The organism is Micromonospora sp. NPDC049903, assembly GCF_044460945.1.
Classification (GTDB): domain Bacteria; phylum Actinomycetota; class Actinomycetes; order Mycobacteriales; family Micromonosporaceae; genus Micromonospora.
The window spans coordinates 1-23,669 of the sequence record NZ_JBITKL010000042.1 but is presented as its reverse complement, the minus strand read 5'-3'; the positions used below and the strand labels follow the sequence as shown (position 1 = coordinate 23,669).

Annotated in this window: 21 protein-coding genes; 9 read left to right on the top strand and 12 right to left on the bottom strand. The window is 71.8% G+C overall.

What is annotated here, in order from left to right:
• Positions 1–123: 123 nt before the first annotated feature.
• Positions 124–1,017 carry a nuclear transport factor 2 family protein gene (locus ACIBO1_RS31105; RefSeq protein WP_396752710.1) on the bottom strand — a complete coding sequence of 298 codons (894 nt, stop codon included), beginning with the start codon at positions 1,015–1,017 and terminating at the stop codon, positions 124–126.
• An 88-nt stretch (positions 1,018–1,105) separates the two neighbouring features.
• Here ACIBO1_RS31105 and ACIBO1_RS31100 point away from each other — a divergent pair, with 88 nt between their 5' ends.
• The 3 genes from ACIBO1_RS31100 (at position 1,106) to ACIBO1_RS31090 (ending at position 3,072) form a co-directional block, all read left to right on the top strand.
• The gene (locus ACIBO1_RS31100) at positions 1,106–1,297 is read left to right on the top strand and encodes a hypothetical protein (RefSeq protein WP_350695623.1); all 192 of its coding nucleotides are present in this window, start codon (positions 1,106–1,108) and stop codon (positions 1,295–1,297) included.
• A 217-nt stretch (positions 1,298–1,514) separates the two neighbouring features.
• On the top strand, positions 1,515–2,054 hold the full coding sequence (locus tag ACIBO1_RS31095; RefSeq protein ID WP_396752708.1) for a DUF402 domain-containing protein: 540 nt from the start codon (positions 1,515–1,517) through the stop codon (positions 2,052–2,054).
• 73 nt (positions 2,055–2,127) lie between these two features.
• A complete protein-coding gene (locus ACIBO1_RS31090; RefSeq protein WP_396752706.1) occupies positions 2,128–3,072 on the top strand; it encodes a GNAT family N-acetyltransferase in 945 nt (314 codons plus the stop codon).
• 100 nt (positions 3,073–3,172) lie between these two features.
• On the opposite strand, the gene ACIBO1_RS31085 is transcribed toward ACIBO1_RS31090, so the two are convergent.
• The 4 genes from ACIBO1_RS31085 to ACIBO1_RS31070 form a co-directional block, all read right to left on the bottom strand.
• Positions 3,173–4,234, bottom strand: a complete 1,062-nt coding sequence (locus ACIBO1_RS31085) for an ABC transporter permease (protein ID WP_396752704.1) — start codon at positions 4,232–4,234, stop codon at positions 3,173–3,175.
• On the bottom strand, positions 4,231–5,124 hold the full coding sequence (locus ACIBO1_RS31080) for an ABC transporter ATP-binding protein (RefSeq protein ID WP_396752702.1): 894 nt from the start codon (positions 5,122–5,124) through the stop codon (positions 4,231–4,233). Before ACIBO1_RS31080 ends, ACIBO1_RS31085 begins: the two co-directional genes overlap by 4 nt.
• Positions 5,125–5,202: 78 nt before the next feature.
• Positions 5,203–5,901 (bottom strand): response regulator transcription factor, encoded by a 699-nt coding sequence (locus tag ACIBO1_RS31075; RefSeq protein WP_350695070.1) that lies wholly within the window; start codon positions 5,899–5,901, stop codon positions 5,203–5,205.
• Positions 5,898–7,178 (bottom strand): sensor histidine kinase, encoded by a 1,281-nt coding sequence (locus ACIBO1_RS31070; RefSeq protein WP_396752699.1) that lies wholly within the window; start codon positions 7,176–7,178, stop codon positions 5,898–5,900. The genes ACIBO1_RS31075 and ACIBO1_RS31070 overlap by 4 nt, the downstream gene beginning before the upstream one ends.
• A 40-nt stretch (positions 7,179–7,218) precedes the next feature.
• Here ACIBO1_RS31070 and ACIBO1_RS31065 point away from each other — a divergent pair, with 40 nt between their 5' ends.
• Positions 7,219–7,806: a GNAT family N-acetyltransferase gene (locus ACIBO1_RS31065; protein ID WP_396752697.1), complete on the top strand. Its 588-nt coding sequence runs from the start codon at positions 7,219–7,221 to the stop codon at positions 7,804–7,806.
• 28 nt (positions 7,807–7,834) lie between these two features.
• Here the strand turns inward: ACIBO1_RS31065 and ACIBO1_RS31060 are convergent, their stop codons facing one another.
• The 4 genes from ACIBO1_RS31060 to ACIBO1_RS31045 form a co-directional block, all read right to left on the bottom strand.
• The gene (locus ACIBO1_RS31060) at positions 7,835–9,802 is read right to left on the bottom strand and encodes a M48 family metallopeptidase (RefSeq protein WP_396752695.1); all 1,968 of its coding nucleotides are present in this window, start codon (positions 9,800–9,802) and stop codon (positions 7,835–7,837) included.
• A 7-nt stretch (positions 9,803–9,809) separates the two neighbouring features.
• Positions 9,810–10,406 carry a LemA family protein gene (locus ACIBO1_RS31055; protein WP_191088701.1) on the bottom strand — a complete coding sequence of 199 codons (597 nt, stop codon included), beginning with the start codon at positions 10,404–10,406 and terminating at the stop codon, positions 9,810–9,812.
• A 138-nt stretch (positions 10,407–10,544) separates the two neighbouring features.
• Positions 10,545–11,489, bottom strand: a complete 945-nt coding sequence (locus ACIBO1_RS31050) for a permease prefix domain 1-containing protein (RefSeq protein ID WP_396752693.1) — start codon at positions 11,487–11,489, stop codon at positions 10,545–10,547.
• Complete coding sequence (locus ACIBO1_RS31045; protein WP_396752691.1) at positions 11,486–11,827, bottom strand: PadR family transcriptional regulator; 342 nt, start codon at positions 11,825–11,827, stop codon at positions 11,486–11,488. The genes ACIBO1_RS31050 and ACIBO1_RS31045 overlap by 4 nt, the downstream gene beginning before the upstream one ends.
• Before the next feature lie 140 nt (positions 11,828–11,967).
• On the opposite strand from ACIBO1_RS31045, the gene ACIBO1_RS31040 reads away from it, so the two are divergent.
• Together ACIBO1_RS31040 and ACIBO1_RS31035 are read left to right on the top strand one after the other, a co-directional pair.
• Positions 11,968–12,585 (top strand): TetR family transcriptional regulator, encoded by a 618-nt coding sequence (locus ACIBO1_RS31040; RefSeq protein ID WP_396752689.1) that lies wholly within the window; start codon positions 11,968–11,970, stop codon positions 12,583–12,585.
• A gap of 76 nt (positions 12,586–12,661) precedes the next feature.
• Positions 12,662–14,239: an MDR family MFS transporter gene (locus ACIBO1_RS31035; RefSeq protein WP_396752687.1), complete on the top strand. Its 1,578-nt coding sequence runs from the start codon at positions 12,662–12,664 to the stop codon at positions 14,237–14,239.
• Between the two features lie 87 nt (positions 14,240–14,326).
• Here the strand turns inward: ACIBO1_RS31035 and ACIBO1_RS31030 are convergent, their stop codons facing one another.
• A complete protein-coding gene (locus ACIBO1_RS31030) occupies positions 14,327–14,758 on the bottom strand; it encodes a hypothetical protein (RefSeq protein ID WP_396752685.1) in 432 nt (143 codons plus the stop codon).
• A gap of 719 nt (positions 14,759–15,477) precedes the next feature.
• Between ACIBO1_RS31030 and ACIBO1_RS31025 the strand changes: the two genes are divergently transcribed.
• Positions 15,478–17,250 (top strand): protein kinase, encoded by a 1,773-nt coding sequence (locus ACIBO1_RS31025; protein ID WP_396752724.1) that lies wholly within the window; start codon positions 15,478–15,480, stop codon positions 17,248–17,250.
• Here ACIBO1_RS31025 and ACIBO1_RS31020 read toward each other — a convergent pair.
• Entirely contained in the window at positions 17,247–17,936 is a 690-nt protein-coding gene (locus ACIBO1_RS31020) for a hypothetical protein (RefSeq protein WP_396752683.1), read from the bottom strand. The genes ACIBO1_RS31025 and ACIBO1_RS31020 overlap by 4 nt on opposite strands.
• Entirely contained in the window at positions 17,923–18,468 is a 546-nt protein-coding gene (locus tag ACIBO1_RS31015; RefSeq protein ID WP_396752681.1) for an RNA polymerase sigma factor, read from the bottom strand. Before ACIBO1_RS31015 ends, ACIBO1_RS31020 begins: the two co-directional genes overlap by 14 nt.
• Positions 18,469–18,798: 330 nt before the next feature.
• On the opposite strand from ACIBO1_RS31015, the gene dnaE reads away from it, so the two are divergent.
• On the top strand, positions 18,799–22,332 hold the full coding sequence (gene dnaE, locus ACIBO1_RS31010; RefSeq protein WP_396752679.1) for a DNA polymerase III subunit alpha: 3,534 nt from the start codon (positions 18,799–18,801) through the stop codon (positions 22,330–22,332).
• Between the two features lie 183 nt (positions 22,333–22,515).
• Positions 22,516–23,550 carry an aminotransferase class V-fold PLP-dependent enzyme gene (locus ACIBO1_RS31005; RefSeq protein ID WP_396752677.1) on the top strand — a complete coding sequence of 345 codons (1,035 nt, stop codon included), beginning with the start codon at positions 22,516–22,518 and terminating at the stop codon, positions 23,548–23,550.
• Positions 23,551–23,669: the final 119 nt, after the last annotated feature.

Genomic DNA, 23,669 nt, shown 5'->3' with positions numbered 1-23,669 from the left:
CGCCCTTACCCGAGGATTGAACCTCCGTCGTGTCCCCCGACCGGGCCGATCCGCGCGTCCGGCGTCGCCATCTCAGAGATCTTGGACAGTTGCCGTCTCACGAGGACGGTAACTGTCCAAGATCTATGGTTGGCGGTCCGCGAACAGCTCGGTGGGTGGGGGGATGCGGCCCTCCTTGGCGTGCGAGTAGTCGCGGGACTCGGTGACCAGGCCGTCGGCGTCGAAACGGACCACCGAGCAGCCGGAGAGGGTGACCGGCTGGTCGTACGGGTAGGTGATCGCCCAGTACTCGACGGTCGCGGTGTCGCCGTCGACCCGTGGCGCGCCGAACCAGACCTCGGCCGGTCGGGTCTCCTCGCCGAAGCACTCCTCGACGTAGGCGCGCAGCCCGGCGCGGCCCCGGCACGGGCGGAACATCGACGCCCAGTGGTCGCCCTGCTCGGCCTGCAACGCGACGATGCGTTCCCCGTCCTGGGCGGGCCAGCCCGTGGCCCAGGCGTCGGCCCACCGTTGGGCCGCGTCGCGTACGTCCATGATTCTGCTCCTCGGGTCGCTGGGTGCTGGACTTGTACCAGCCACGGGTGACATTCCGGCTGGTGGAGAGGGCTGCCGCAGCCCGGACGGTCGCCCGGCCTGCGGCAATCGCCTGGCCTGCGTCGGTCGCCCGGCCTGCGGTTGCTGCCCGGCCTGCGGCTGTCGCCGGGGTGGTGGCTGCCGCCAGGACTGCGGGGTCGCCCAGGCCAGGAAGCGGTCGAACAGCTCGCCGGGTGACGGTGGTGCGCCCTCGGTCAGCCGCAACAGGTCGCCGGTGGCGTCGAACAACTGGCCGGCGAGATAGACGGAGAGACCTACCCGGTCCAGGTCGTACTCGACCCGCAGCAACATCCGGGCGGCCGGACAGGGCCAGTCCCGCGCGCACGCCCGACACGTCCAGCCGGGCCGCTCGGGCAGGTGCCGGTACACCGGGTGCAGCCGACCCAGCGGCTCACGATCGGGCGAAGTGCTCGGCGTGGTCACCCACTCATCGTGCACCTGGCGGCTACGATCGTCAACAACGATCAGTGTTAACGATCGAGAGTTGATCGGGGATGCCTACCGTCAACATGTGGGCGAGTTCGTGGGTATCGCGGAGATCCGAGGGATGCTCGGCGGCGTCAGTCGCGCCCGCGCGTCGGTGATCGCGTCCCGACGCGACTTCCCGGCGCCCTACCAGGTGCTGATCATGGGCCAGATCTGGCGGAAGTCGGATGTGGAGGCGTGGATCAGGGAGCATCGGCCGGAGCTGGCGGGGGACTGACGGGCGCGCTGGGGGAGCGGTGACGGAGACGGGACACTTCAGCCCCGGAGACGTGGTCGTCCGCCGGGAGATCATGCTCGGCGAAGTGCCGCGAACGGCGTCCCGACCCGCTCGATCCAGGATCGAGTGGTCTCGGCGGGCGGGGGAAGCCACTCGATCCTGGATCGAGCGTGATCAAGAGCGTGGTCAAGGGCCGATCCGCGAGGTCTGGTTCGCCGTGCCGACGATCTGCGTCGAGGACTCCGCCGACCTGCTGGCGCTCTACCTGCCGACGGGAGCCGAGTTCGGGTTCCCCGACGACGGCGTCTTCCCGTGCGGGCGGCACCCGTGGCAGACGGCCGGGCACACCGCCTGGACCGGGCACGGCAAGCTGATGCTCCAGCGCCCCGGTGAGGCCCACTCGGTCGACGTGTTCTGGGCCGGTCCGCAGCGCGTCTTCGCCGGGTGGTACTTCAACCTCCAGGACCCGTTCCGGCGTACCCCCATCGGGGTCGACACCCTCGACCACGAGCTGGACCTGTGGTGGGCGGCAGACACCGACCGGTACGTCTTCAAGGATGTGGAGATCTTCGCCCAGCGGCTGGTGGAGGGGCGCTACCCGGGGATGGGGGAGGCGATCCGCGCCGAAGGCGACCGGATCGCGGCCCTTCTCGACGCCGGTGAGCGCTGGTGGGACGAGTCCTGGGCGACCTGGCGGCCCGACCCGGCCTGGTCGACGCCGCGCCTGCCCACCGGCTGGGCCGCCGTCCCCTGCTGACTGCGGCGGCGAGCGGTCCCGGCGGCACCGAAATGCCTCGACAGCCCGGCCGTGGCCCTGCGAGGGTGCCCGGATGACAGATCTCGGCCCGCGCGAGCTGCGGTTGATGCAGGGGCTGGCCCAGCAGGTGATGGCCCTGCGGCCGGAGCTGGTCAACGGCGAGGCGACCGTCGGTGAGCTGGCCTGGGGGTGGGCCAAGGACCACGACGCCCTGCACCGACACTGGCGGCACCGGCTGTGGTTCGTCGACGACCGGCTGGCCGCGTGGGGGTGGGCGTACCTGCCGCACCGGATCGCGCGCAGCGACGGGACGTTCCGCGAGGTCACCAGGGCCAACCTGATCTGGCAGGCGCATCCGGACCGGCCCGAGCTGCTGCCCGAGGTCCTCGGCTGGTACGACGAGGTGGCAGGCGACGTCGACCGCGCGCTGACCGTGCAGGTGGGGGACGCGGCGTCGCGTGCCGCGGTGGCCGCCCACGGGTACGCGTTCGACGCCGAGACCGGCTCGGACACCGGGTCCTGGGTGCAGTTCAACGTGCGGGAGTTGGTCGACGTGCCGGAGCCGGTGTTGCCCGAGGGCTTCCGGCTGCGTACCGCCGAGCACCTGTCGGTGGCGGCCCTGACCCAGGCGCACCGGGACGCCTGGCACCGGTCCAGCTTCACCGAGACCGCGTGCGCGCGGGTGCAGCGGACCTGGCCCTACCGCGCGGACCTGCACGTGCTGGTCGAGGCGTCGGACGGCACGCTCGCCGCGACCGCGATCGTCTGGCTGGACGCGGCGACGCGGACCGCCGAGTTCGAGCCGGTCGGCACCCACCGGGACTTCCGGCGGCGGGGGCTGGGCACCGCGTTGCAGCTCTACGGGATGCGGCGCGCCCGCGCGGCCGGGGCACGCCGCATGCTGGTCGCCTGCCTCGGCGCTCCGGGCCATCCGGCCGCCCGGAGCATGTACCTCGGCGTCGGTTTCCGGGAGTTCACCCGCGACCTGCCGCAACTCAAGGTCGCGCGCGGGCGCTGACGGCACGTCCTGCCGCAATGCAAGGTCGCGCGCGGGTGCTGACGGCGACGCGCCGACGTCCCCGCAGGGGGACGCCGGCGCGTGGGCGCGGGTCGGCCGGTCAGCCGATCGTCTCGCGCTCCCGCCAGGCGGTCCGCAGCGAGGTGCGGCCGTTGGTGCGCAGCAGCGACCCCTCGTAGACGCGGGCCCCGGCCAGCAGGAACCCGGCCGCCGCCACCAGCAGCAGCGCCAGCGAGGCGAACAGCTCCCAGATCGCCGCGTCTCCGGCGAACAACCGCAGCGGCATCGCCGTCGGCGACGAGAACGGCAGGTAGGAGAGCACCGTCATGGCGGTGGGGTTGTCGTTGAGGAAGACCACCCCGAAGAACGGCAGCATCACCGCGAGTTGCACCGGCGTCGACACCCCGCCGATGTCCTCCAGCCGGTTGACCAGCGCGCCGGCCGCCGCCCACATGGCCGCGATCAGCACGAAGCCGAGCAGGAAGAACGGGATGAACCAGCCGATGGCCGGGCCGAGCAGGGAGAGCATGTCGGTGCTGCCACTGATCGCCATGCCGGCCACCGCGACCAGGGCCACCAGGGCTATCTGGCCGAGCGCGAGGATCGTGCCGGCGAGCATCTTGCCGGCCAGCAACGCCTTGACCGGTACGGCGGCGACGAGGATCTCCACGATCCGGGTCTGCTTCTCCTCGATGATGCTCTGTGCGATCTGCACGCCGAAGGTCTGCGAGGTGATGAAGAAGATGAACGCGAAGGCGAACGGCACCAGGAAGGCCAGCAACGGATCGATCGCGTCCGGGTTCAGCAGCTCGACCGGGGGCCGGGTGCTCAACGCGTTGACCACGTCGCCCGGGGCGTCGTTCATGGCCAGCACCCTCGGGCCGGCGACGACTGCGGCGTCCGCGTCACCGTCGCGGACGGCCTGCTCGGCGGCGGCGTCGTCGGGTACGACGCGTACCTCCAGACCGGCCGCGCGCAGCGGAGCCGCCGCCGCCTCGGTCGCCGCCACGGTGGACGGCCCGCCGGAGAACAACGGCGGCAGGATGGTCGCCGCCGCGGCGATCAGCAGGAAGACGACCGTGCTGATCAGGAAGGTGCGGTCGCGCAGCTTGACCCGGATCTCGCGGGCGGCGACCAGTCGGGTGGCCTGCATCGTGTTCACTGGGCGACCTCTCGGAAGATCTCGGCGAGGGTGGGGGTGACCGGACGGAACGCGCGGACCGCGCCGCGCTCCAACGCGGCGCGCAACACGACCTGCTCGTCCGCGCCGGGCGTCAGGTCGACGACGGCGCGGGCGCCGTCCAGGTCGACCAGGGTCACCCCGGGCTGGTCCCGCAGCCAGCCGGCGTCGGTCTCCACGACCAGCTCGTAGCGGGGCGTGGTGTACGCGGCCCGCAGCTCGTCACGGCTGCCGGCGGCCCGGATCGACCCGTCGGCGATGATCACCAGGTCGTCGCAGAGCCGCTCGACGACGTCCAACTGGTGGCTGGAGAAGAGCACCGGGGCACCGGCGGCGGCCCGCTCGCGCAGTACGGTCACGACGGTGTCCACGGCCATCGGGTCCAACCCGGAGAACGGCTCGTCGAGCACCAGCACCTCGGGGTCGTGCACCAGGGCGGCGGCGATCTGGGCGCGCTGCTGGTTGCCCAGCGACAGCGTCTCCAGCAGGTCGTCGCCGCGCTCGCCGAGGCCGACCCGCTCCAGCAGGTCGTCGGTGGCGCGCCGGGCGCCCTCGGCGGTCAGCCCGTGCAGCCGGCCCAGATAGACCACCTGCTCACGGACGCTCATCTTGGGATAGAGACCGCGCTCCTCGGGCATGTAGCCGAACCGCCCCCGGATCTCCCGGGTCAGCGGCGCGTCCCGCCACGTCACCCGACCCGAGTCGGCGGCGAGGACGCCGAGGATGATCCGCATGGTGGTGGTCTTGCCGGCGCCGTTGCCGCCGACGAAGCCGGTCATCCGCCCGGCGACGACATCGAAGGACACATTCTTGAGCACCTGGCGGTCGCCGAAGCTGCGGTCGACGCCGTCGAGGCGGAGTACCGTGGTCACGCTCTCCACGCTATGAGCGTGATCATCGATTGCCCTCCGTCCGTCGACGGAAATCCGGGCTCCTCCTCCGGGCGGAGGTCATCCCCCTGGCCGGACCACCCCCTGCTCGTACGCGAAGACCACCGCCTGCACCCGGTCACGCAGACCCAACTTGGCCAGCACCCGGCTGACGTGCGACTTCACGGTCGCTTCGCCCAGGTGCAGGGCGGTGGCGATCTCGGCGTTGCTGGCACCGCCGGCCACCAGGACCAGCACCTCCCGCTCCCGGGGGGTCAGGTCGCGCAGCGCCTCCTCCGGGGTGGGACCGCCGACGGTCCCGGCCGGGCCGCCCGGCCGGGCGAACGTGGCGATCACCCGGCGGGTGAGTTCCGGGGCGAGCAGACCGTCTCCCCGGGCCACCACCCGGATGGCGTCGACCAGCGACTCCGGCGTGCCGTTCTTGAGCAGGAACCCGCTCGCCCCGGCGCGCAACGCGGCGAACAGGTAGTCGTCGCGATCGAACGTGGTGAGCATGAGCACGGCGGGGCCGCCCGGCTCGTCGGTCTCGGTGCTGATCCGGCGGGTGGCCTCCAACCCGTCCACGCCGGGCATCTCCACGTCCATCAGCACCACGTCCGGGCGCAGCGCCCGGGCCATGGCGACCGCCCGTTCCCCGTCGGCGGCCTCGCCGACCACCTCGATGTCGTCCTCGATCTCCAGGATCACCCGGAAGCCGGTCCGCACCAGGTGATGATCGTCGGCGAGCAGCACCCGGACCGGCGGCGTCGCCCCGGTCACGTCGTGCTCCCGGCCGCCAGCGGCAGCGGGAACCGGACCCGCACCCGCCACCCACCACCGGTACGCGCGCCCACCTCCAACTCGCCGTCGTGGGTGGCGACCCGCTCCCGCATCCCGACCAGTCCCAGCCCGTCGTCGTTCGCCGGGCGGGTGGCCCGGCCGTCGTCGGTCACCTCGACCTCCATCTCCTGAGCCAGATAGCGGACCCGGACGTCGAGCAGTGTCGCCCCGCTCGCGTGCTTCAACACGTTCGTCACCGCCTCCTGCACCACCCGGTACGCGGCCTGGGACACCGACTCGGGCAGCGGCGTCGGCTCGCCGTACACGCCCAGCGTGGCGTGCAGCCCGGCCTCCCGGGCCCGGTCCACCACGGCGGCGATCTGGTCGACCCCGGCGGGCTGCCCGGTGCCCTCCGGCCCGTTGTCGCGGGCGCGCAGCACCCCGAGCATCCGGCGCAGCTCGTCCACCGCCGTCCGGGCCGACTCCTCGATCGAGGCGAGCGCGGTCCGCGCCTTGGCCGGATCCTTGTCGAAGACCCGGCGGCAGGCCGCCGCCTGCACCCCCATCACCGACACGTGGTGGGCGACCACGTCGTGCAGCTCCCGGGCGATCCGGACCCGCTCACCGACCACCGCGTGCTCCCGGGCCTCCGCCTGCGACCGGCGCAGCCGCTCGGCCTGCTCGGCCAGCTCGTGCTGCCGCCGGGCGGCGATCCAGGCGGTCTCACCGAAGAAGTACGCGAACCCGAAGAACAACACGTTGATCAGCAGACCGGTGACGATCGCGGCGAGCACCGGTGGTACCGGCCCGAGCGCGTTCTCGAAGGAGTCCGGGGTGATCTCGTCGAGGCTGATCGCGTACGCGATGGCGAGCCAGCCGAACATGGCGGCGATGATGCCGATCCGCAGCCGCCGGGACAGCCGGTGGTCCGGCCCCCAGGCGCCGAGCGTGAAGATGGCGGCGAACAGCGCCCACTGGGAGAGCTGCCACTCGGGAACGGCCCGGACCTGGGCACCGATGAAGGCGGCCGACACGACCAGCGCGGTGACGACCGGGTACTGGCGTCGCCAGATCAGCGGCAGCGGCACCGCGACGGTCCAGAGGATCTGTTCGAGCCAGGACGGCGGCGGCCCGAGCAGGAACGTACCGGTGCTGCGGGCCAGCGTGAGACTGAACAGGGCGATGACCGTCGCGGCCAGCCCGGCGTAGAGGTCCAGGCGCCGCTGCTCGGGCGTGGGGCCCGGCCGCCGCCAGTCGTCGCTGCTCTCGGAGGTCACCTGCTGAGAATGCCATCCCGCCACCGGGTAGCCTGCCCCGGTGTTCACGCCTGATCTGCCGATCGAGACCGAGCGGCTGCACCTGCGGGCCTTCCAGCCCGCCGACGTGACCGAGCTGCACGCCTACTTCGGCGACCCGGCCGTGCACCGCTACCTCTACAGCGAGGCACCCGCCGACCTCGACGGCACCCGCGAGGCGCTGGCACGGCGGCAGCAGCGGACCGCGCTGCGGGAACAGGGCGACTCGATCCAGTTGGCGGTGGTGCTGCGGGAGACCGGGCAGCTCGTCGGCGAGGTGCTGCTGATCTGGACCAGCGAGGAACACCGGCAGGGCGAGATCGGCTACCTGCTGAATCCGGGTCACCGGGGACGCGGTTACGCCACCGAGGCGGCCCGGACCATGCTGGCGTTGGCCTTCGACCGGTGCGACCTGCACCGCGTCGTCGGTCGGCTGGACGCCCGCAACACCGCCTCCGCCCAGGTGCTGACCCGGCTGGGCATGCGGCGTGAGGCCCACCTGCGGGAGAACGAGTACGTCAAGGGGGAGTGGGCCGACGAGGTGATCTACGCGATGCTGGCCCGCGAGTGGCGGGACCGGCGTCCGGCCGCCGCGCCGGTCGCGCCCTGACGGGCCCGACCGGCGGACAGCGCGGCGGTCAGCCGATGCCGTCGCCGGCCATCGGCGGCAGCGGGCAGTGCAGCAGGCCGCAGATGGTGCGCAGCAGCTCGATCTCCGGCACGGTCATCATCCCGTCGTGGCTGATCACCGCCACCACGGCCGCGACCAGCCGTTCCTTGTCGCCCGGACGCAGCCCGTCCAGCACCGGCCAGGCGGTCTCCAACGCCAGGACGCCGTTCTCCGGCGGCGCGTACGGCAGCGAGGTGCCGGGCAGCAGCGTGGCGACACCGGCCTGGAACGCCCGCTCGGCGGCGGCCCGGTCGCCGTGCCCGACCTGGGCCAGGATGGCCAGCAGGTAGGCCGCCGCGGAACGGGCGTCGGTGAGCGTACGGCGGTCGGTGCGCCACCGGGAGTCCGGCTTGAGAGACTCCTGGATCTCGGCCAGCAGCAGCCGGGACAGGCAGTACTCGGACACGTTGATCGCGCCGTCGGCGTGGATCAACGTGAAGACGGCCGCCATCAGCGATTCGAGTTCGGCGTCCGTGCGGGCCCGCAGGGCCGGGAACGCCAGCTCGGCCAGGGGCAGCCGGAGCATCGGGTGCAGCCCGGCCAGCTCACCGGCCTCCCGCAGCGCGGCGTCGGCCAGCGCCGGACCGTGTTTCCGGGCGATGGCCTCGTGCTGGTGCTGCCGGACGTCGGGCTCGGCCGCGAGCAGCAGCCCGAGCACCAGTGGCGCGGCCGAGTCCCGGTTACGGGCCCGGTCCAGCAGGTGCTCCGGGATGCGGTCGAGGATCGCCGCGGCGTGCGTGTACGCCGTCTCGGTGGGCGCGGCCACCCGGCCCAGCATCTCGGCCGGCGCGACGCGTACCCGCGTGCCCTCCACCGGCAGCGCCGGCGCGCCCGGGCGGGCGGAGTCGCGGCGGGCGGGCGCGCCGCCCGGAGCGCTCGGGGCCAGGCCGAGGGCGATGTCCTCCTGCCGTCCCGACGGCGGTGCGGCGGCCCAGCGCTGGGCCAGCTGCCGCAGCTCGTTCGGGTCGAACGAGGGCTCCAACGCCTGGATCCGCTTGGCCAGCGGTGGGTGGGTGGCGAGCCAGGACGCCCGGCCCGCCGCGCCGAAGAGCATGTGCCCGACCTCGTCGCGCTTGGGCGTGCGCAGCTCGGAGCCGTCGGAGAGGCCACCGATCTTCTTGAGCGCCCCGGCGATGCCGCTGGTCTGCCGGGTGAACTGCACGGCCGAGGCGTCGGCGAGGTACTCCCGCTGCCGGGACACCGACGCCTGGATGAGCCGACCGGCGAGCACCCCGATGTAGCCGGCCACCAGCAACGCCAGCCCGACCAGCATGAACGGCAGGGCGCCGCCGTTGTTGCTGTTGCGGCTCCGTCCGCCGCCGAGGGCGCCGGCACGGGCCAGCCCCCGTCCGACCACGGTCAGGAACAGGATGCCGAACAGCAGGCCCATCAGCCGGATGTTGAGCCGCATGTCGCCGTTGACCACGTGGCTGAACTCGTGGGCGATGACTCCCTGGAGTTCGTCGCGGTTGAGTCGTTGCAGCGCGCCCCGGGTGACCGCGACGGCCGCGTCGGACGGGCTCCACCCCGCCGCGAAGGCGTTGATCGCGGTCTCCTCGGGCAGGATGTAGACCTCGGGCACGGGTACGCCGGAGGCCAGCGCCATCTCCTCGACGACGTTGCGCAGCCGCCGCAGCTCCGGGTCGGTGGTGTCCGACGGCACCGGGACCCCGCCCAGCTCACGGGCCACCTTCCCGCCACCGCCGCGCAGGGTGAGCGTCCGCACCGTCGCGGCCAGCCCGATCGCGGCGAGGGTGGCCACGGTGACCATGACGACCAGCCCGGCGAGCTGGGGCGGGTTGCTGGTGCCGACGTTGAAGGCGAACACCACCGCGAGGTTCACCACCACCACGATGCCGACCACGGCCAGCACGAAGAGCAGGACCAGGCGGGTCGACAGTCGGCGTACCTGGCGCTGTCGTTCGAAGAAGTTCATCGGTGCCTCAGAACGACACCTGCGGGGCGTTGCGCTGCGTCGGGTCGTCCGGCTGGAACAGCGCCGCCGGACCGAACGAGAACATCCCGGCCAGCATGCTCGCGGGGAACACCTCGCGCTTGTTGTTGTAGGCCATCACCGAGTCGTTGTACGCCTGCCGGGCGAAGGCGACCCGGTTCTCCGTGGAGGTCAGCTCCTCGGAGAGCTGCATCATGTTCTGGTTGGCCTTGAGGTCCGGGTACGCCTCGGAGAGCGCGAACAGCCGGCCCAGGGTGGCGCTCAGCGCGTTCTCCGCGCCGCTGAGCTGCTGCATCGCCGCCGGGTCGCCGGGCGCGGCCGACGCGGCGGTCTGCGCGCTGACGGCGTTGTTGCGCGCCGAGATGACCGCCTCCAGCGTCTCCCGCTCGTGCTTGAGGTATCCCTTGGCGGTCTCCACCAGGTTGGGGATCAGGTCGTGCCGGCGGACCAGCTGCACGTCGATCTGGGCGAAGGCGTTGCGGTACGCGTTGCGGGCCCGGACCAGCCCGTTGTAGATCGACACGCCGAAGCCGAGCACCGCTACGACGATCACCACCAGACACAGCAATCCGATGATCAGTTCCATGGCCGCTCCCTCGGTTGCACGTCGGTTCCAGCGCTCATGATCGTACGGGCGACGGTCCAGAGCTGCCCGTTCTCCCCTGAGGTGTACGCCCGGTGAGGGCGGGAACGCCATGCGTCCCGCCCTCACCCGACTGTCGTATCAGCGTCCGGCCCGGTACGCCTTGACCGCGCTGTCGACGACGTCCCAGAGGGCGATCGCGGCGATCACCACGATGCTGATCCGGCTGACCGTGGCGAGGCCGCCGTCGCTCAGCCAGGTGAAGCGGTCCACGAACTCCGGGTTGAGCAGCCGCTCCTTGAGGAGCAGCCAGATCGCCGGCACCGCGAAGCCCAGGTTGAGCAGGCCGTTGACGCCGACCAGCGGCCAGGTCCACCGGCGGGCCCGGTACTTGGCGAACTCCAGACCGATGCTGGCGACCAGGACCACGAGGAACACCGGCAGCCAGAACGACCAGAGCGCCGGGTCGAGGATCGGCAGCCGGTCGCCGTCACCGATCAGCCGCTGGAACTGCTGCCACGGCAGGAACGCGATGAGCAGGACCAGGAACACGATCGAGGCGCACACGTCGGTGAGGGTGACGTCCCGCTCGACGGGCTCCTCGGGCAGTTGGTCGACGGTCCATTCCGGCAGGTGCAACGGGGTGCCGAACCGTTCCATCGCCGCGAAGACCAGCGTCACCCAGAAGCCGATGTGCACCGCGACGTTGAACGCCGCCCCGATGCCCTCGCCGACGGCGCCGGCCGGGTTCTCGGCGGTGGTGGCCTCCAGCACACCCATCAGCACGCCGACGACGGCGGGCACGGTGCTCAGCAGCACGACCATCAGGCGTTGCCAGGCCGGGTAGTACTCCGGGCCGATGAGCTGGAGTCTCCGGTCGCGGTAGCGGGCCGCCAACTGTGCCGGGTTGCCCAGCTCGGTGAGCACCTCGCGCTCGGCGGTGGTGGCGTCGAGCCCGGCGGCGGTCCGGCCGTCGACCATGTCGGCGATCGACGCGCGCAGCTCGTCGGCGATCTCCGCACGCCGCCCGGTCGGCACGGAACGCAGCGTGGCGGCGAGATACCGGTCGGTCAGGGAGGTCGTCATCTCTCGGCTCCTTCGATCAGGTCGGTGAGGGAGGTCTGTACGGCGGAGAGGTCGTCGAGCAGCCGGCGCAGCACCTGCTCGCCGGACTCGCTGGTGCGATAGAACTTGCGCGGCCGGCTCTCCTCGGTGTTCCACTCGCTGCTCAGGAGCCCCTGCTCCTCCAGTCGCCGCAGCAGGGGATAGAGGGTGTTGGCGTCCACCGGGAAGCCGTGCCCGGTGAGCCGTTGCAGGAGCGCGTAGCCGTAGTCGGGTCGGCGCAGCGCGACCAGGCTGGCCACCACCACCGTTCCCCGGCGTAGCTCCTGGAGGTGTGTCCGCAGGACGTCGTCGCTGACCATGCATCGCACGATAGTGTGTGCCACACACCATTGTCCAGCACGCAATAGTGTCTGCTGCGCGACATGGTGTCGGAGCGAGGCGTTTCACGTCACAAAATAAAACTTTGCAGAGGCTGCACTTTTGGCCCTACAGTTCTGCCGTGACCTCGGAACACTCCACGCCGCTGGGTCGGCGCGACCGCAAGAAGCGGCAGACCCGCGCCGCCCTCGCCACCGCCGCGCTGCGCCTGGTCGCCGAACGCGGACTCGACCAGGTCACCGTCGAGGAGATCAGCGAGGCGGCCGACGTCTCCTCGCGCACCTTCTTCAACTACTTCCCGACCAAGGACGACGCCCTGATCGGCGACACCGAGGCCGACCGGGAGGTGGTGCTGGGCGCGCTCGCCGCCGTCCCCGCGCACCTGCCGACGCTGGAGGCGCTCCGGCGTGCCTTCGCCGAGGTCGTCGACGAGGTCCAGGGCAACGCCGAACTGTCGCTGCTGCGGATGCGGGTGGTCAGCCAGCACCCGGTGCTGTTGGCCCGCCTGATCTCCGGCAACGCGGTCACCGAACGGGCGCTGGTCGAGGCGGTCGCCGCGCGCACCGGATGCCCGGCCACCGACGCGTACCCGGCGCTCGTCGTCGCGGTCGCCGGGGCCGCACTGCGTACCGCGATGATCCGCTGGGCGACCTGCGACGGCGCCGGCTCCCTCGCCGCGCTGCTCGACGAGGCGTTCGCCACCGTCGCGGCGGGATTGCCCGACCCGCGTACCGGCTGACCGCCGCCGCACACCGACCTGCCACCACCCCGGGCGCGACCGTGCCCCGGGCAGAACCACGCGTGAGGAAGCGTCCATGACCGCAACAACCGAGCCGATCGGCGCCCCCGAGGCCGGCAGCGGCACGATGTCCCGCCGGGAGGTCCTCCAGGCCCTCTCCGGGCTGATGGTCGGCATGTTCGTGGCGATTCTCGCCTCGACGGTGGTGGCGAACGCGCTGCCCCGCATCATCGCCGACCTGCAGGGCAGCCAGACCGTCTACACCTGGATCGTGACCAGCGAGCTGCTGGCGATGACCGCCACCGTGCCGCTCTGGGGCAAGATGGCCGACCTCTACAGCAAGAAGCTGCTCATCCAGCTCTCCCTCGGCCTGTTCGTGGTCGGCTCGCTGATCGCCGGCCTCTCCCGCACCGTCGAGGTGCTGCTGTTCAGCCGGGTGGTGCAGGGCATCGGCGCAGGCGGCATGACCGCCCTCGCGATGATCGTGATGGCGGCCATGATCCCGCCGCGCGAACTGGGCCGCTACGCCGGCATCTTCGGCGCCGTCTTCGGCGTCGGCACCATCGCCGGCCCGCTGATCGGCGGCGTCCTGGTGGACACCTCCTGGCTGGGCTGGCGCTGGTGCTTCCTGATCGGCGTGCCGTTCAGCATCATCTCCATCGTGCTGCTCCAGCGCACCCTGCACCTGCCGGTCACCCGCCGCCGGGTACGCATCGACTGGGCCGGCGCCGCACTGATCACCGCCGGGGTGTCCACGCTGCTGATCTGGTCCTCGCTGGCCGGGCACAAGTTCGCCTGGGCCTCCGGCTGGACCGCGCTGATGGTCGTCGGCGGCCTGGCGCTGCTCGGCGCGGCGATCTGGGTCGAGGCCCGGGTCCCCGAGCCGATCATCCCCCTGAAGATCTTCCGCAGCCGGACCGTCGCGCTCACCACCATCGCCAGCATGCTGGTCGGCGTCGCCCTCTTCGGCGGCACCGTCTTCCTGTCCCAGTACTTCCAGACCTCGCTGGGCAAGTCACCGACCGTCGCCGGACTGATGAGCCTGCCGATGATCCTCGGCCTGCTGGTCTCCTCCACGGTCGCCGGCCAGCTCATCACCAAGTACGGCCGGTGGAAGGCGTACCTGGTGGCCGGGGCCGCCGTGATGGTCGTCGGCATGCTCCTGCTCTCCACCATCGGCACCGACACCCCGCTGCCGCTGCTCTTCACCTACATGGCGATCCTCGGCACCGGCGTCGGAATGCTCATGCAGAACCTGGTGCTGGCGGCGCAGAACGACGTACCCGCCCACGAACTGGGCGCAGCCACCTCCGTGCTGACCTTCTTCCGCAGCATGGGCGGCGCGATCGGGGTGAGCGCCCTCGGCGCGGTCCTGGCCAACCGGGTCACCGGCCTGATGACCGCGCAGCTCGGCCCGGCGGCAGGCGCCGCAGACGGCGGCACCACCGAGGTACCCGACCTGTCCGCGCTGCCCGAGCCGGTGCTGGTGATCGTGCGCGACGCGTACGCCACCGCCACCTCCGAGCTGTTCCTCATCGGCGCGCCGATCGCGTTCCTCGCCCTGGTCGCGGTGCTCTTCATCCGAGAGAAGGCACTGCACACCGTCAGCGGCGACGAGCGGGCCCGCCAGGAGGCCGGCCTGCCGATGCACTGAGGTCCACCGACCGCCGATCGCCCCGGGCACTGTCGCCCGGGGCGATCGGTCCTTCTGCTCGCGCGGCCTTCTTGTGCGCGCGATCGGTCAGCAGGCGATGCTCTGCCGGAAGGTGCGCTCCACGTAGGCCGCCGGGCCCACCTGGAAGCCACCCACTCCGGGCCGGATCGGGTGCCCGGTGAACAACTCCACCCGCGAGCCGATCCGCACCAGGTACGCGCTGGCGGTGTCGGCGTCGTTGCGGATCAACTCACCACGCGGGCCGTAGATCGCCTCCAACCGGTCGAAGCTCATCCCCACGCCCGCCCCGGCCGGGGAGTACGGCGGCGCGGTGGCCGTGAACACCTGGACCAGCCGCCCGTGCTGGAACGTCAGCAGGACGACACCCGCCCACTCGCCGGTCACCCCGGCGTCCACCACGCCCCCGCAGCCAGGGACGGTCCAGTCGATGAGCCCGGCGGCGGTCAGCCGGTCCAGGGACGTGCCGATCCGGAACGGACCGGCCCCCTGGACACTCAACAGATCGGTACCCGCCGCCCGGCCAGCGGCGACACCGGTGGGAGCCGCAGGCTGGGCGGCTGATCGGGATACGGACCCGGCCTGGGCCGGAGTGGCCCCGACGAGGGCCAGGACGGTCGCGACAGCGACAAACACGAGACGGTGCACGGAGATCGCCTCCTCGGCATCGAGTTCCTACCCCCTTCGTCTCCACCCCCGCCCTCCCGGTTCGCCAACCCACCCACCTTTCTTCCGCATTCCTACCCCGCCCCTGCCCCGGCCCCGCCTGCCCCGAGCTCCCGCCTGCCCCGAGCCCCGCCTGCCCCGAGCTCCCGCCTGACCCGGGCTCCGCCTGGAGCCCCTGGCCCCGCACCCCGCCTGGCCCGGGTTGATCAAGAAGTTTTGGTCACTTTGGAAGGGCACCGAGGCACAAACTCCTTGGTCATCCGCTGGTGTGCCCAGTCCTCGGCATGGCGCGTTCTGATGTGGACGGTCCGGCGAGGGGTTGGCCGCACCAGTCGGGAGTTCAATGGCTGGCTCCGTCGATCATGGAGCTGGGGCTCTGACTTTGTACTGATGTGGGAGTTATAGAACTGCCACAACTCCATGATCGGCGGGGCTGGGCGGTGCGGGGCGGGTTGGGCGTGATGGGGCGGGCGTGGACGTGGGGCGGGCGGGCGGGTTGGTGGGACGGGACGGTTGCCGGGGTGGTGGGGGAGGGGCAGGGTGGGACGGTGGGGATGCCTGCGGGGTTCGGGGTGTACCGGGTGGAGCGGCTGCTGGGAGTGGGGTCGTTCGCGACCGTGTGGCTGGCCCACGATCCGGGACTGAACGCCCACGTGGCGATCAAGGTGCTGGCCGAGAACTGGCACCACGATGTACGCGTCCGGGAACGCTTCCTGGACGAGGCCCGGCTGCTGCGGCGGATGGAGGACGACCGGCTGGTGCGGGTACGCGCCGTCGGTGAACTGCCGGACGGGCGGCCGTACACGGTGATGGACTGGGCCGACGGGGGCAGCCTGCGGGACCGGCTCGCCGACGGGCCGCTGCCGGTGCCGACCGCCCTGACGGTGCTCGGCGAGATCGCCGCCGGAGTGGCCGTGCTGCACCGGCATCGGGTGGTGCACCGCGACCTCACGCCCGGCAACATCCTGTTCCGCCGCACACCGGCCGGAGAACGGGTCCTCATCGCCGACCTCGGTCTGGCCAAGGCGCTCGCTGTCGCCTCCGGGCTCACCGTGCGCGCCGGCACCCCCGGCTACATGGCACCGGAGCAGGACGACCCGCTCGCGGTCGTGGACGTGCGCGCCGACGTGTACGCGCTGAGCCGCCTCGGCCTGCGCCTACTCGGCACCCCACCGCCCGAGCACCGTCGCCCCGAGGACGTGTCCCCAACGCCCGAGCACGGTCGACGTGAGGACGTGACCTCACCGTTCGAGCACCGGCACCCCGGGGACGCGACCTCGCCGCATGGCCACCCTCGACCCGAGGGCGTGCCGCCTGCGCCCGACCAGGGCCGACCCGAGGCCGGGATGGCATTGTCCGACCACCCTCGACCGGAGGGCGCGACCATGTCGGCGGGCGTGCCGGGCGGACGTGCCGACCGTTCGGACGTCGACGGGACGCGGCTGCGGCCGGGCGTCCCACCCGGCGTGGCGCAGGTGCTGCGCCGGGCCGGGGCGAAGCGACCGGACGACCGCCATCCCGACGCCGCCGCTTTCCGGGCCGCCCTGCTGGCCGCCGCCGACACTGCCACTGCGCCCCCGGGCGCCACCGGGACCACCGTCGGCGGGGCGACGGCCGACGCCCGCGACGGGGCCGTCGCCGGAACCACGCGAACCACCCGAACCGTCGGGACCACCGAAACCGCAGGGACCGCCCGAGCCGCCGGGACCGCCGGGACCGCGCGAGCCGCCGAAACCGCCCGAGCCGCAGGGAGCGCAAAGCAGGACGGTGGGCACGAGGGTGGGCTGGTGCGGTCGGGGCGTTGGCGGTGGGGTGGGGTCGGACTGGTCCTGGTGTTGACCGCGACGGCGGGTGTGGTGGCGGCCGACGCGACGGCGGTGACGCGTACCGCGACGAGCGGGGCGTTGCGCGTGGACCTGCCGGCCGGGTGGCGGGCGGCGGGCACCGGTTGGGCCGGCCGGTACGGCGGGGACGGGCGGCTCGAACCGGCCCTGGTGGTCTCGCCCGAGCCGGACCGGTGGGCCGTCGACCCGAGGGTGCCGGGTGCGTTCCTGGGATTGTCCGCGTCGGCCGGGCGGCGTACCGACCCGGCCGGGTTCGTCGCCGAGCAGCCGCACGCCGACTGCGTCCCGGCGCCGGTGCGGCGGGTACGTCGCGGCGGGCTGGACTGGGTGGTCGCCCGGTTCGACTGTGCCCGGGACCGGCCGGTGCTGGTGGAGGCGGCGGCCCGCGCCCCGGCCGGTCTGCTGTACGCGCAGGTGGTGCCACCACCCGACACCGCCGACGCGTTCGTCGACAGCCTGCTGGACGGGGTACGGGTCGATTAACGCACCACCACGGTGACCACGTGGACCGTGCCCTCGTGCGGGATGGTGACGTCCACGGTGCCGCTGCGCAGGAAGCGGACGTCGACCACTCCGGCCTCGTAGTGACTGTCGGCCAGCTCCGGCCGGTCCACGGTCACCTGCCCTGGTCCGATGCCCTGGATCCGCAGCACGCCGCCGGTGGCGAAGCAGAGCGACGACGGCATCGGGCCGATGTCGGCGAGCACCAGGTCGTACCGGACCGCGCCGAGGCAGGCGTCGGTCGGGGTGGGGGACGGTGGGTGGGGCGTACCCCTGCGGGTGGTCGGGACCGGCGCGGGCGGCGACGGGCTCCGCGTGGCGCGGCTGGTCGGCGGCCGGGCGTCGGTGGTGGGCGGCCCGGCCAGCGGTGGCGTGCCCGTGGTGGGTGGAGGAGGCGACGACGACGCGGCCGACGACGGCGGGGTCGGGTCAGGTGGTCGGACGGGCAGCGGCGACACCGGCTGGTCGGCGCAACCGGCGGCGATCACGAACACGGTGACCAGCGGGATGGCCGACCGGAAGCGGATCAGCCGGAGCCAGACCTGCCGGAACCGGATCTGCCGGAACCGGATCTGCCGGAGCCGGATCTGCCGGAGCCGGGCCTGCCGGAGCCTGGTCCGCTGGTCGTCGGTCCCACCGGCCGCCGACGGCCGGTCAGCCGCCCGCATCGGTGAGCCTCTGCCGGACCTGTCGGCGGGCCTCGTGGATGCGGGACTTCACCGTGCCCTCGGGCAGGCCGAGCAGATCGGCGATCTCGCGGTAACCCAGGTCGAGCACGTCGCGCAGGGTGAGCGCCTCGGCCAACTCGGGGCGAAGGGCGTCCAACGCCTCCAGCAGGTCCAACCGGGTGCCGGCGACCACGCTGGTGCGGCGCGGGTCGGGCGGGTCGGGCAGCGGCACCCCGCCGGCCTCGACGAGCCACCGCCGCCGCAGCATGCGGTAGGTCGAGCGGGCCCGGTTGGCGGTGACCCGGTAGAGCCAGGTGTGGAACGACGCGCGCCCCTCGAAGCGGCCGATGCCCCGGGCCACCGCGAGTAGGGCGTCCTGGCAGGCTTCCTCGGCGTCCTCCCGGTTGGGTAGCAGTCGGCCGCACAGCCGCAGCACCTCGGGGCGGATCGCCGTCAGCAGCGCGTCGAGCGCCGCCGCGTCGCCGCGCGCCGCCGCGCCGGCCAGGTCGTCGATCCCGTCCGCCAGGGTCATCGCGCCGTCCCGTGCTGGTCTCGCTCCAGGCTACGCCCCAGTGCCGTCGCCGTGCCGCCCCGCGACCCACCGCCTGCACATACGGACGCCGCTGTGCGTACGGCCGTCCGCACCTCCCGCATCGCTCCGGCCACTGCCGTAGGCCACTCGCCGCGTCGCTTCGTGACCAGCCGTGTTTGCCTCGTCACGTCGCTGTGGTCGCCGGTGGGTCGGCCCAGCATGATCCACGACACCCCGACGGACCGGGGGCGCGCGGCGCGCTGGAACGGCCTCCGGCGGCGGGGTTAGGGTTAGCCCCGACCGTCTCGATCATCCGACCCGGGGGGCTCCGTGGGCGATTCGTTCGCGCATCTGCACGTGCACACGGAGTATTCGATGCTCGACGGTGCGGCCCGCCTCAAGGACCTGTTCGCCGAGGTCAAGCGGCAGGGGATGCCCGCCGTGGCGATGACCGACCACGGCAACATGCACGGCGCGAACGACTTCTACAAGCAGGCCATGGCCGCCGGGGTCACCCCGATCCTGGGCATCGAGGCGTACGTCGCGCCGGAGTCGCGCTATCACAAAAAGCGGGTGCGCTGGGGTCGGCCGGAGCAGAAGAGCGACGACGTCTCCGGCAGCGGTGGTTACACGCACAAGACGATCTGGGCGCGCAACAAGACCGGCCTGCACAACCTCTTCACGCTGACCAGCAAGGCGTACACCGAGGGCTACTTCGTCAAGTGGCCCCGGATGGACGCCGAGCTGCTGGCCGAGTGCGCCGACGGTCTGATGGCCACCACCGGCTGCCCCTCCGGTGAGGTGCAGACCCGGCTGCGGCTGGGCCACGACGCGCAGGCCCTCGAAGCCGCCGCGAAGTACCAGGACATCTTCGGCAAGGAGAACTACTTCCTGGAGCTGATGGACCATGGCCTGGACATCGAGAAGAAGGTCCGGGACGGGCTGGTCGAGATCGGCCGCAAGCTGGGCATCCCGCCGGTGGTCACCAACGACTCGCACTACACGCACGAGGCGCAGTCCGAGGCGCACGACGTGCTGCTCTGCGTGCAGACCGGCAGCAACGTCGCCGACCCGAACCGGTTCAAGTTCGGCGGCAGCGGCTACTACATCAAGTCCGCCGACGAGATGCGCGGCGTGGACGGCTCCGACGTCTGGCTGGAGGGCTGCCGCAACACGCTGCTGGTGGCCGAGCGGGTCGACCCGACCGGGATGTTCGAGTTCCACAACCTGATGCCGCGCTTCCCGGTGCCCGAGGGCGAGACCGAGGAGTCCTGGTTCCGCAAGGAGACCTTCGCCGGTCTGGCCCGCCGCTACCCGCAGGGCATTCCCGAGGGCCACGTGGTGCAGGCCGAGTACGAGCTGGGCGTCATCATCCAGATGGGCTTCCCGTCGTACTTCCTCGTGGTCGCCGACTTCATCCAGTGGGCCAAGAACCAGGGCATCGCGGTCGGCCCCGGCCGGGGTTCGGCGGCCGGTTCGCTGGTCGCGTACGCGTTGGGCATCACCGACCTGGACCCGATCCCGCACGGGCTGATCTTCGAACGGTTCCTCAACCCCGAGCGCGTCTCCATGCCCGATGTCGACATCGACTTCGACGAGCGTCGGCGCGGTGAGGTGATCAAGTACGTCACCGACAAGTGGGGTGAGGACAAGGTCGCCCAGATCGCCACCTTCGGCACCATCAAGGCGAAGGCCGCGATCAAGGACTCGGCGCGGGTGCTCGGCTACCCGTACGCGGTCGGCGACCGGATCACCAAGGCCATGCCGCCGGCCGTGATGGGCAAGGACATCCCGCTCGAAGGCATCTTCGACCCGAAGCACCCCCGGTACGCCGAGGCCGGCGAGATCCGCGGCATGTACGAGTCCGAGGCCGACGTCAAGAAGGTCATCGACACCGCCCGGGGCATCGAGGGGCTGATCCGGCAGACCGGTGTGCACGCCGCCGGTGTGATCATGTCCGCCGAGCCGATCATCGAGCACATCCCGCTGATGCGCCGGGACTCCGACGGGGTCATCATCACCCAGTTCGACTACCCGACGTGCGAGTCGCTCGGGCTGTTGAAGATGGACTTCCTCGGCCTGCGCAACCTGACCATCATCGACGACGCGGTCAAGAACATCGAGCTCAACCACGGCAAGGAACTGGACCTGCTGGGCCTGCCGTTGGACGACAAGGGCGCGTACGAGCTGCTGGCCCGGGGCGACACGCTGGGCGTCTTCCAGCTCGACGGCGGGCCGATGCGGTCGCTGCTGCGGATGATGAAACCGGACAACTTCGAGGACATCTCCGCCGTCCTGGCGCTGTACCGCCCCGGCCCGATGGGCGTCGACTCGCACACCAACTACGCGCTGCGCAAGAACGGCCTCCAGGAGATCACCCCGATCCACCCGGAGCTGGAGGAGCCGCTGCGGGAGATCCTCGCCCCCACCTACGGCCTGATCGTCTATCAGGAGCAGGTGCAGCGCGCCGCGCAGATTCTCGCCGGCTACACGCTCGGACAGGCCGACCTGCTGCGCCGGGCGATGGGTAAGAAGAAGAAGGAGATCCTCGACAAGGAGTTCGGCCCGTTCCGGGACGGCTGCCGTGAACACGGCTACTCCGACGAAGCCGTCCAGAAGGTCTGGGACGTGCTGGTCCCGTTCGCCGGGTACGCCTTCAATAAGGCGCATTCGGCCGCGTACGGGCTGGTGTCGTACTGGACGGCGTACCTCAAGGCGCACTACCCGGCCGAGTACATGGCGGCGTTGCTGACCTCCGTCGGCGACGACAAGGACAAGATGGCCATGTACCTGTCGGAGTGCCGCCGGATGGGCATCCAGGTGCTGCCGCCGGACGTGAACACCTCCGCCGGGCCGTTCACCCCGGTCGGTAAGGAGATCCGCTTCGGCCTCGGCGCGATCCGCAACGTCGGCGCCAACGTGGTGGCGGCGATCATGCGATGCCGCGACGAGAAGGGCGAGTACGCCGACTTCTACGACTTCCTGTCCAAGGTGGACGCGGTGGTCTGCAACAAGAAGACCATCGAATCGCTGATCAAGGCCGGGGCGTTCGACTCGCTCAAGCACCCGCGCAAGGCGCTGCTCACCGTGCACGCCGACGCCATCGACGCGTACGCCGACGTCAAACGCAAGGAGGCCGTCGGCCAGTACGACCTCTTCGGTTCGGGCTTCGGCGACACCGAGACGGCGACCACCACCACGGTCATGCCCGTCATCAGCGACGGCGAGTGGGACAAGCGCGACAAGCTCGCGTTCGAACGCGAGATGCTCGGCCTGTACGTCTCCGACCACCCGCTGTTCGGTCTGGAGCACGTGCTGAACGCGGCGGCCGACTGCACCATCGCCACCCTGTCCGAGGAGGGCACCGTCCCCGACGGCGCGGTGGTCACCCTCGCCGGCATCCTCTCCGGTGTGCAGCGTCGGGTCACCAAGCAGGGCCGGGCGTGGGCCTCGGCGACCCTGGAGGACCTCGCCGGCGGGGTGGAGGCGCTGTTCTTCCCGAACACCTACGAGGTGATCGGGCAGTACATCGCCGAGGACGCCATCGTGGTGGTCAAGGGCCGGATCGACCGGCGCGACGACACCCCCCGCATCATGGCGATGGACATGCAGTTGCCGGACGTCACCAGCAACCCGGCGAGCAAACCGGTCACCCTGACGATCCCGGTCAACCGGCTCACGCCACCGCTCGCCGACCGGCTCAAGGAGACCCTGCTGCTGCATCCCGGCGACACCGAGGTGCACGTGAAGCTGCACCGCAGCGGCCGCGTCGAGACCTGGCGACTGGGCCTGTTCCGCGTCGCCCCGACCACCGCCCTGATGGGTGACCTCAAGAGCGTCCTCGGCCCCGCCAATGTGAGCTGACCCCGCTCGGGTGCTCGGCTGCTCCGGGACTCCCCGCGGCTTCGGATGCCGGCGACTTCGGACGTCGAGGGTTTCGGGAGCCTGGGGTTTCGGATGCCTGGGGTTTCGGGAGCCGGGGTTTCGGGAGCCAGCGGGCGAGGATTGGCGCTGGGTAGTGGGTGTGGCGAGGGTTAGCGTCGGGGCGTGGAACTGGAACAGGCGCAGAAACTGTGGCAACCACAGCCCGGTTGGCTGAACACCGCCAGCTACGGGCTGCCGCCGGACCCGACCTGGGAGGCGTTGCAGGACGCGCTCGCGGCGTGGCGGGCCGGACGCGGCTCCTGGGAGGGCTGGAGCGAGACGACCGACCGGTCCCGGGCCGCGTTCGCCAAGCTGGTCGGCGTACCGGTGGCCGACGTGTCGGTCGGTGCGGTCGTCTCCCAGATGCTGGCCCCGGTCGCCGCCGCACTGCCCGCCGGGGCGCGGGTGGTCGTCCCCGAGGTCGAGTTCACCTCCAACCTCTTCCCCTGGCTGGTGCAGGAGGAGCGGGGCGTGCAGGTACGCACCGTGCCGCTGGACGGGCTGGTCGACGCGATCGACTCCGACACCGACCTGGTGGCGTTCAGCCTGGTGCAGTCCGCCGACGGGACGGTGGCCGCGTACGACGAGATCGTCGCGGCGGCCCGGGCCCACGGCGCGCTCGTCGCGGTGGACGCCACCCAGGCGTGCGGCTGGCTGCCGTTCGACGCGAGCCGGGCCGACGTGGTCGTGGCCGGCGGATACAAGTGGCTGATGGGTCCCCGGGGCACCGGGTTCGCATACCTCGATCCGGCCCTACGGGAGCGGCTGCGGCCCGACGCCGCCGGTTGGTACGCGGGCAGTGACCCGCACGCCTCGTACTACGGGCCGCCGCTGCGGCTCGCCGACGACGCCCGCCGGTTCGACATCTCGCCGTCCTGGTTCAACTGGGTCGGTGCGGCTCCGGCGCTGGAACTGCTGCTGGAGATCGGGGTGCCGAGCGTGCACGCGCACAACGTGGCGCTGGCCAACCGGTTCCTCACCGGTCTGGGGCGACCGCCCGGCGACAGCGCGATCGTCACCGTCGAGGTGCCCGACGCGCAGCACAAGCTGGAACGGGCCGGGGTGCGGGCAGCCGTCCGGGCCGGTCGGGTCCGCGCCTCCTTCCACCTCTACACCACCCCCGAGGACGTAGACCTCGCCCTCGACGCCTTGATGTAAGGAAGGGTCCCCTGCTATCGCCTGGTGCATAGCAGGGGACCCTTTCTAACGTGCGTCGCGGTGTTTGCGGGCGTGCGTTGCGCGCTGGTGGTGTGTTGACGGCCGGCGCCCTGGATGGG

Bases quoted from the DNA above. Each gene is read 5' to 3' on its own strand.
- ACIBO1_RS31090 (WP_396752706.1), top strand. From the start codon at position 2,128: ATGACAGATCTCGGCCCGCGCGAGCTGCGGTTGATGCAGGGGCTGGCC.
- ACIBO1_RS31060 (WP_396752695.1), bottom strand. From the start codon at position 9,802: ATGAACTTCTTCGAACGACAGCGCCAGGTACGCCGACTGTCGACCCGC.
- ACIBO1_RS31055 (WP_191088701.1), bottom strand. From the start codon at position 10,406: ATGGAACTGATCATCGGATTGCTGTGTCTGGTGGTGATCGTCGTAGCG.
- ACIBO1_RS31050 (WP_396752693.1), bottom strand. From the start codon at position 11,489: ATGACGACCTCCCTGACCGACCGGTATCTCGCCGCCACGCTGCGTTCC.
- ACIBO1_RS31045 (WP_396752691.1), bottom strand. From the start codon at position 11,827: ATGGTCAGCGACGACGTCCTGCGGACACACCTCCAGGAGCTACGCCGG.
- ACIBO1_RS31035 (WP_396752687.1), top strand. From the start codon at position 12,662: ATGACCGCAACAACCGAGCCGATCGGCGCCCCCGAGGCCGGCAGCGGC.
- ACIBO1_RS31025 (WP_396752724.1), top strand. From the start codon at position 15,478: ATGCCTGCGGGGTTCGGGGTGTACCGGGTGGAGCGGCTGCTGGGAGTG.
- ACIBO1_RS31020 (WP_396752683.1), bottom strand. From the start codon at position 17,936: ATGCGGGCGGCTGACCGGCCGTCGGCGGCCGGTGGGACCGACGACCAG.
- ACIBO1_RS31015 (WP_396752681.1), bottom strand. From the start codon at position 18,468: ATGACCCTGGCGGACGGGATCGACGACCTGGCCGGCGCGGCGGCGCGC.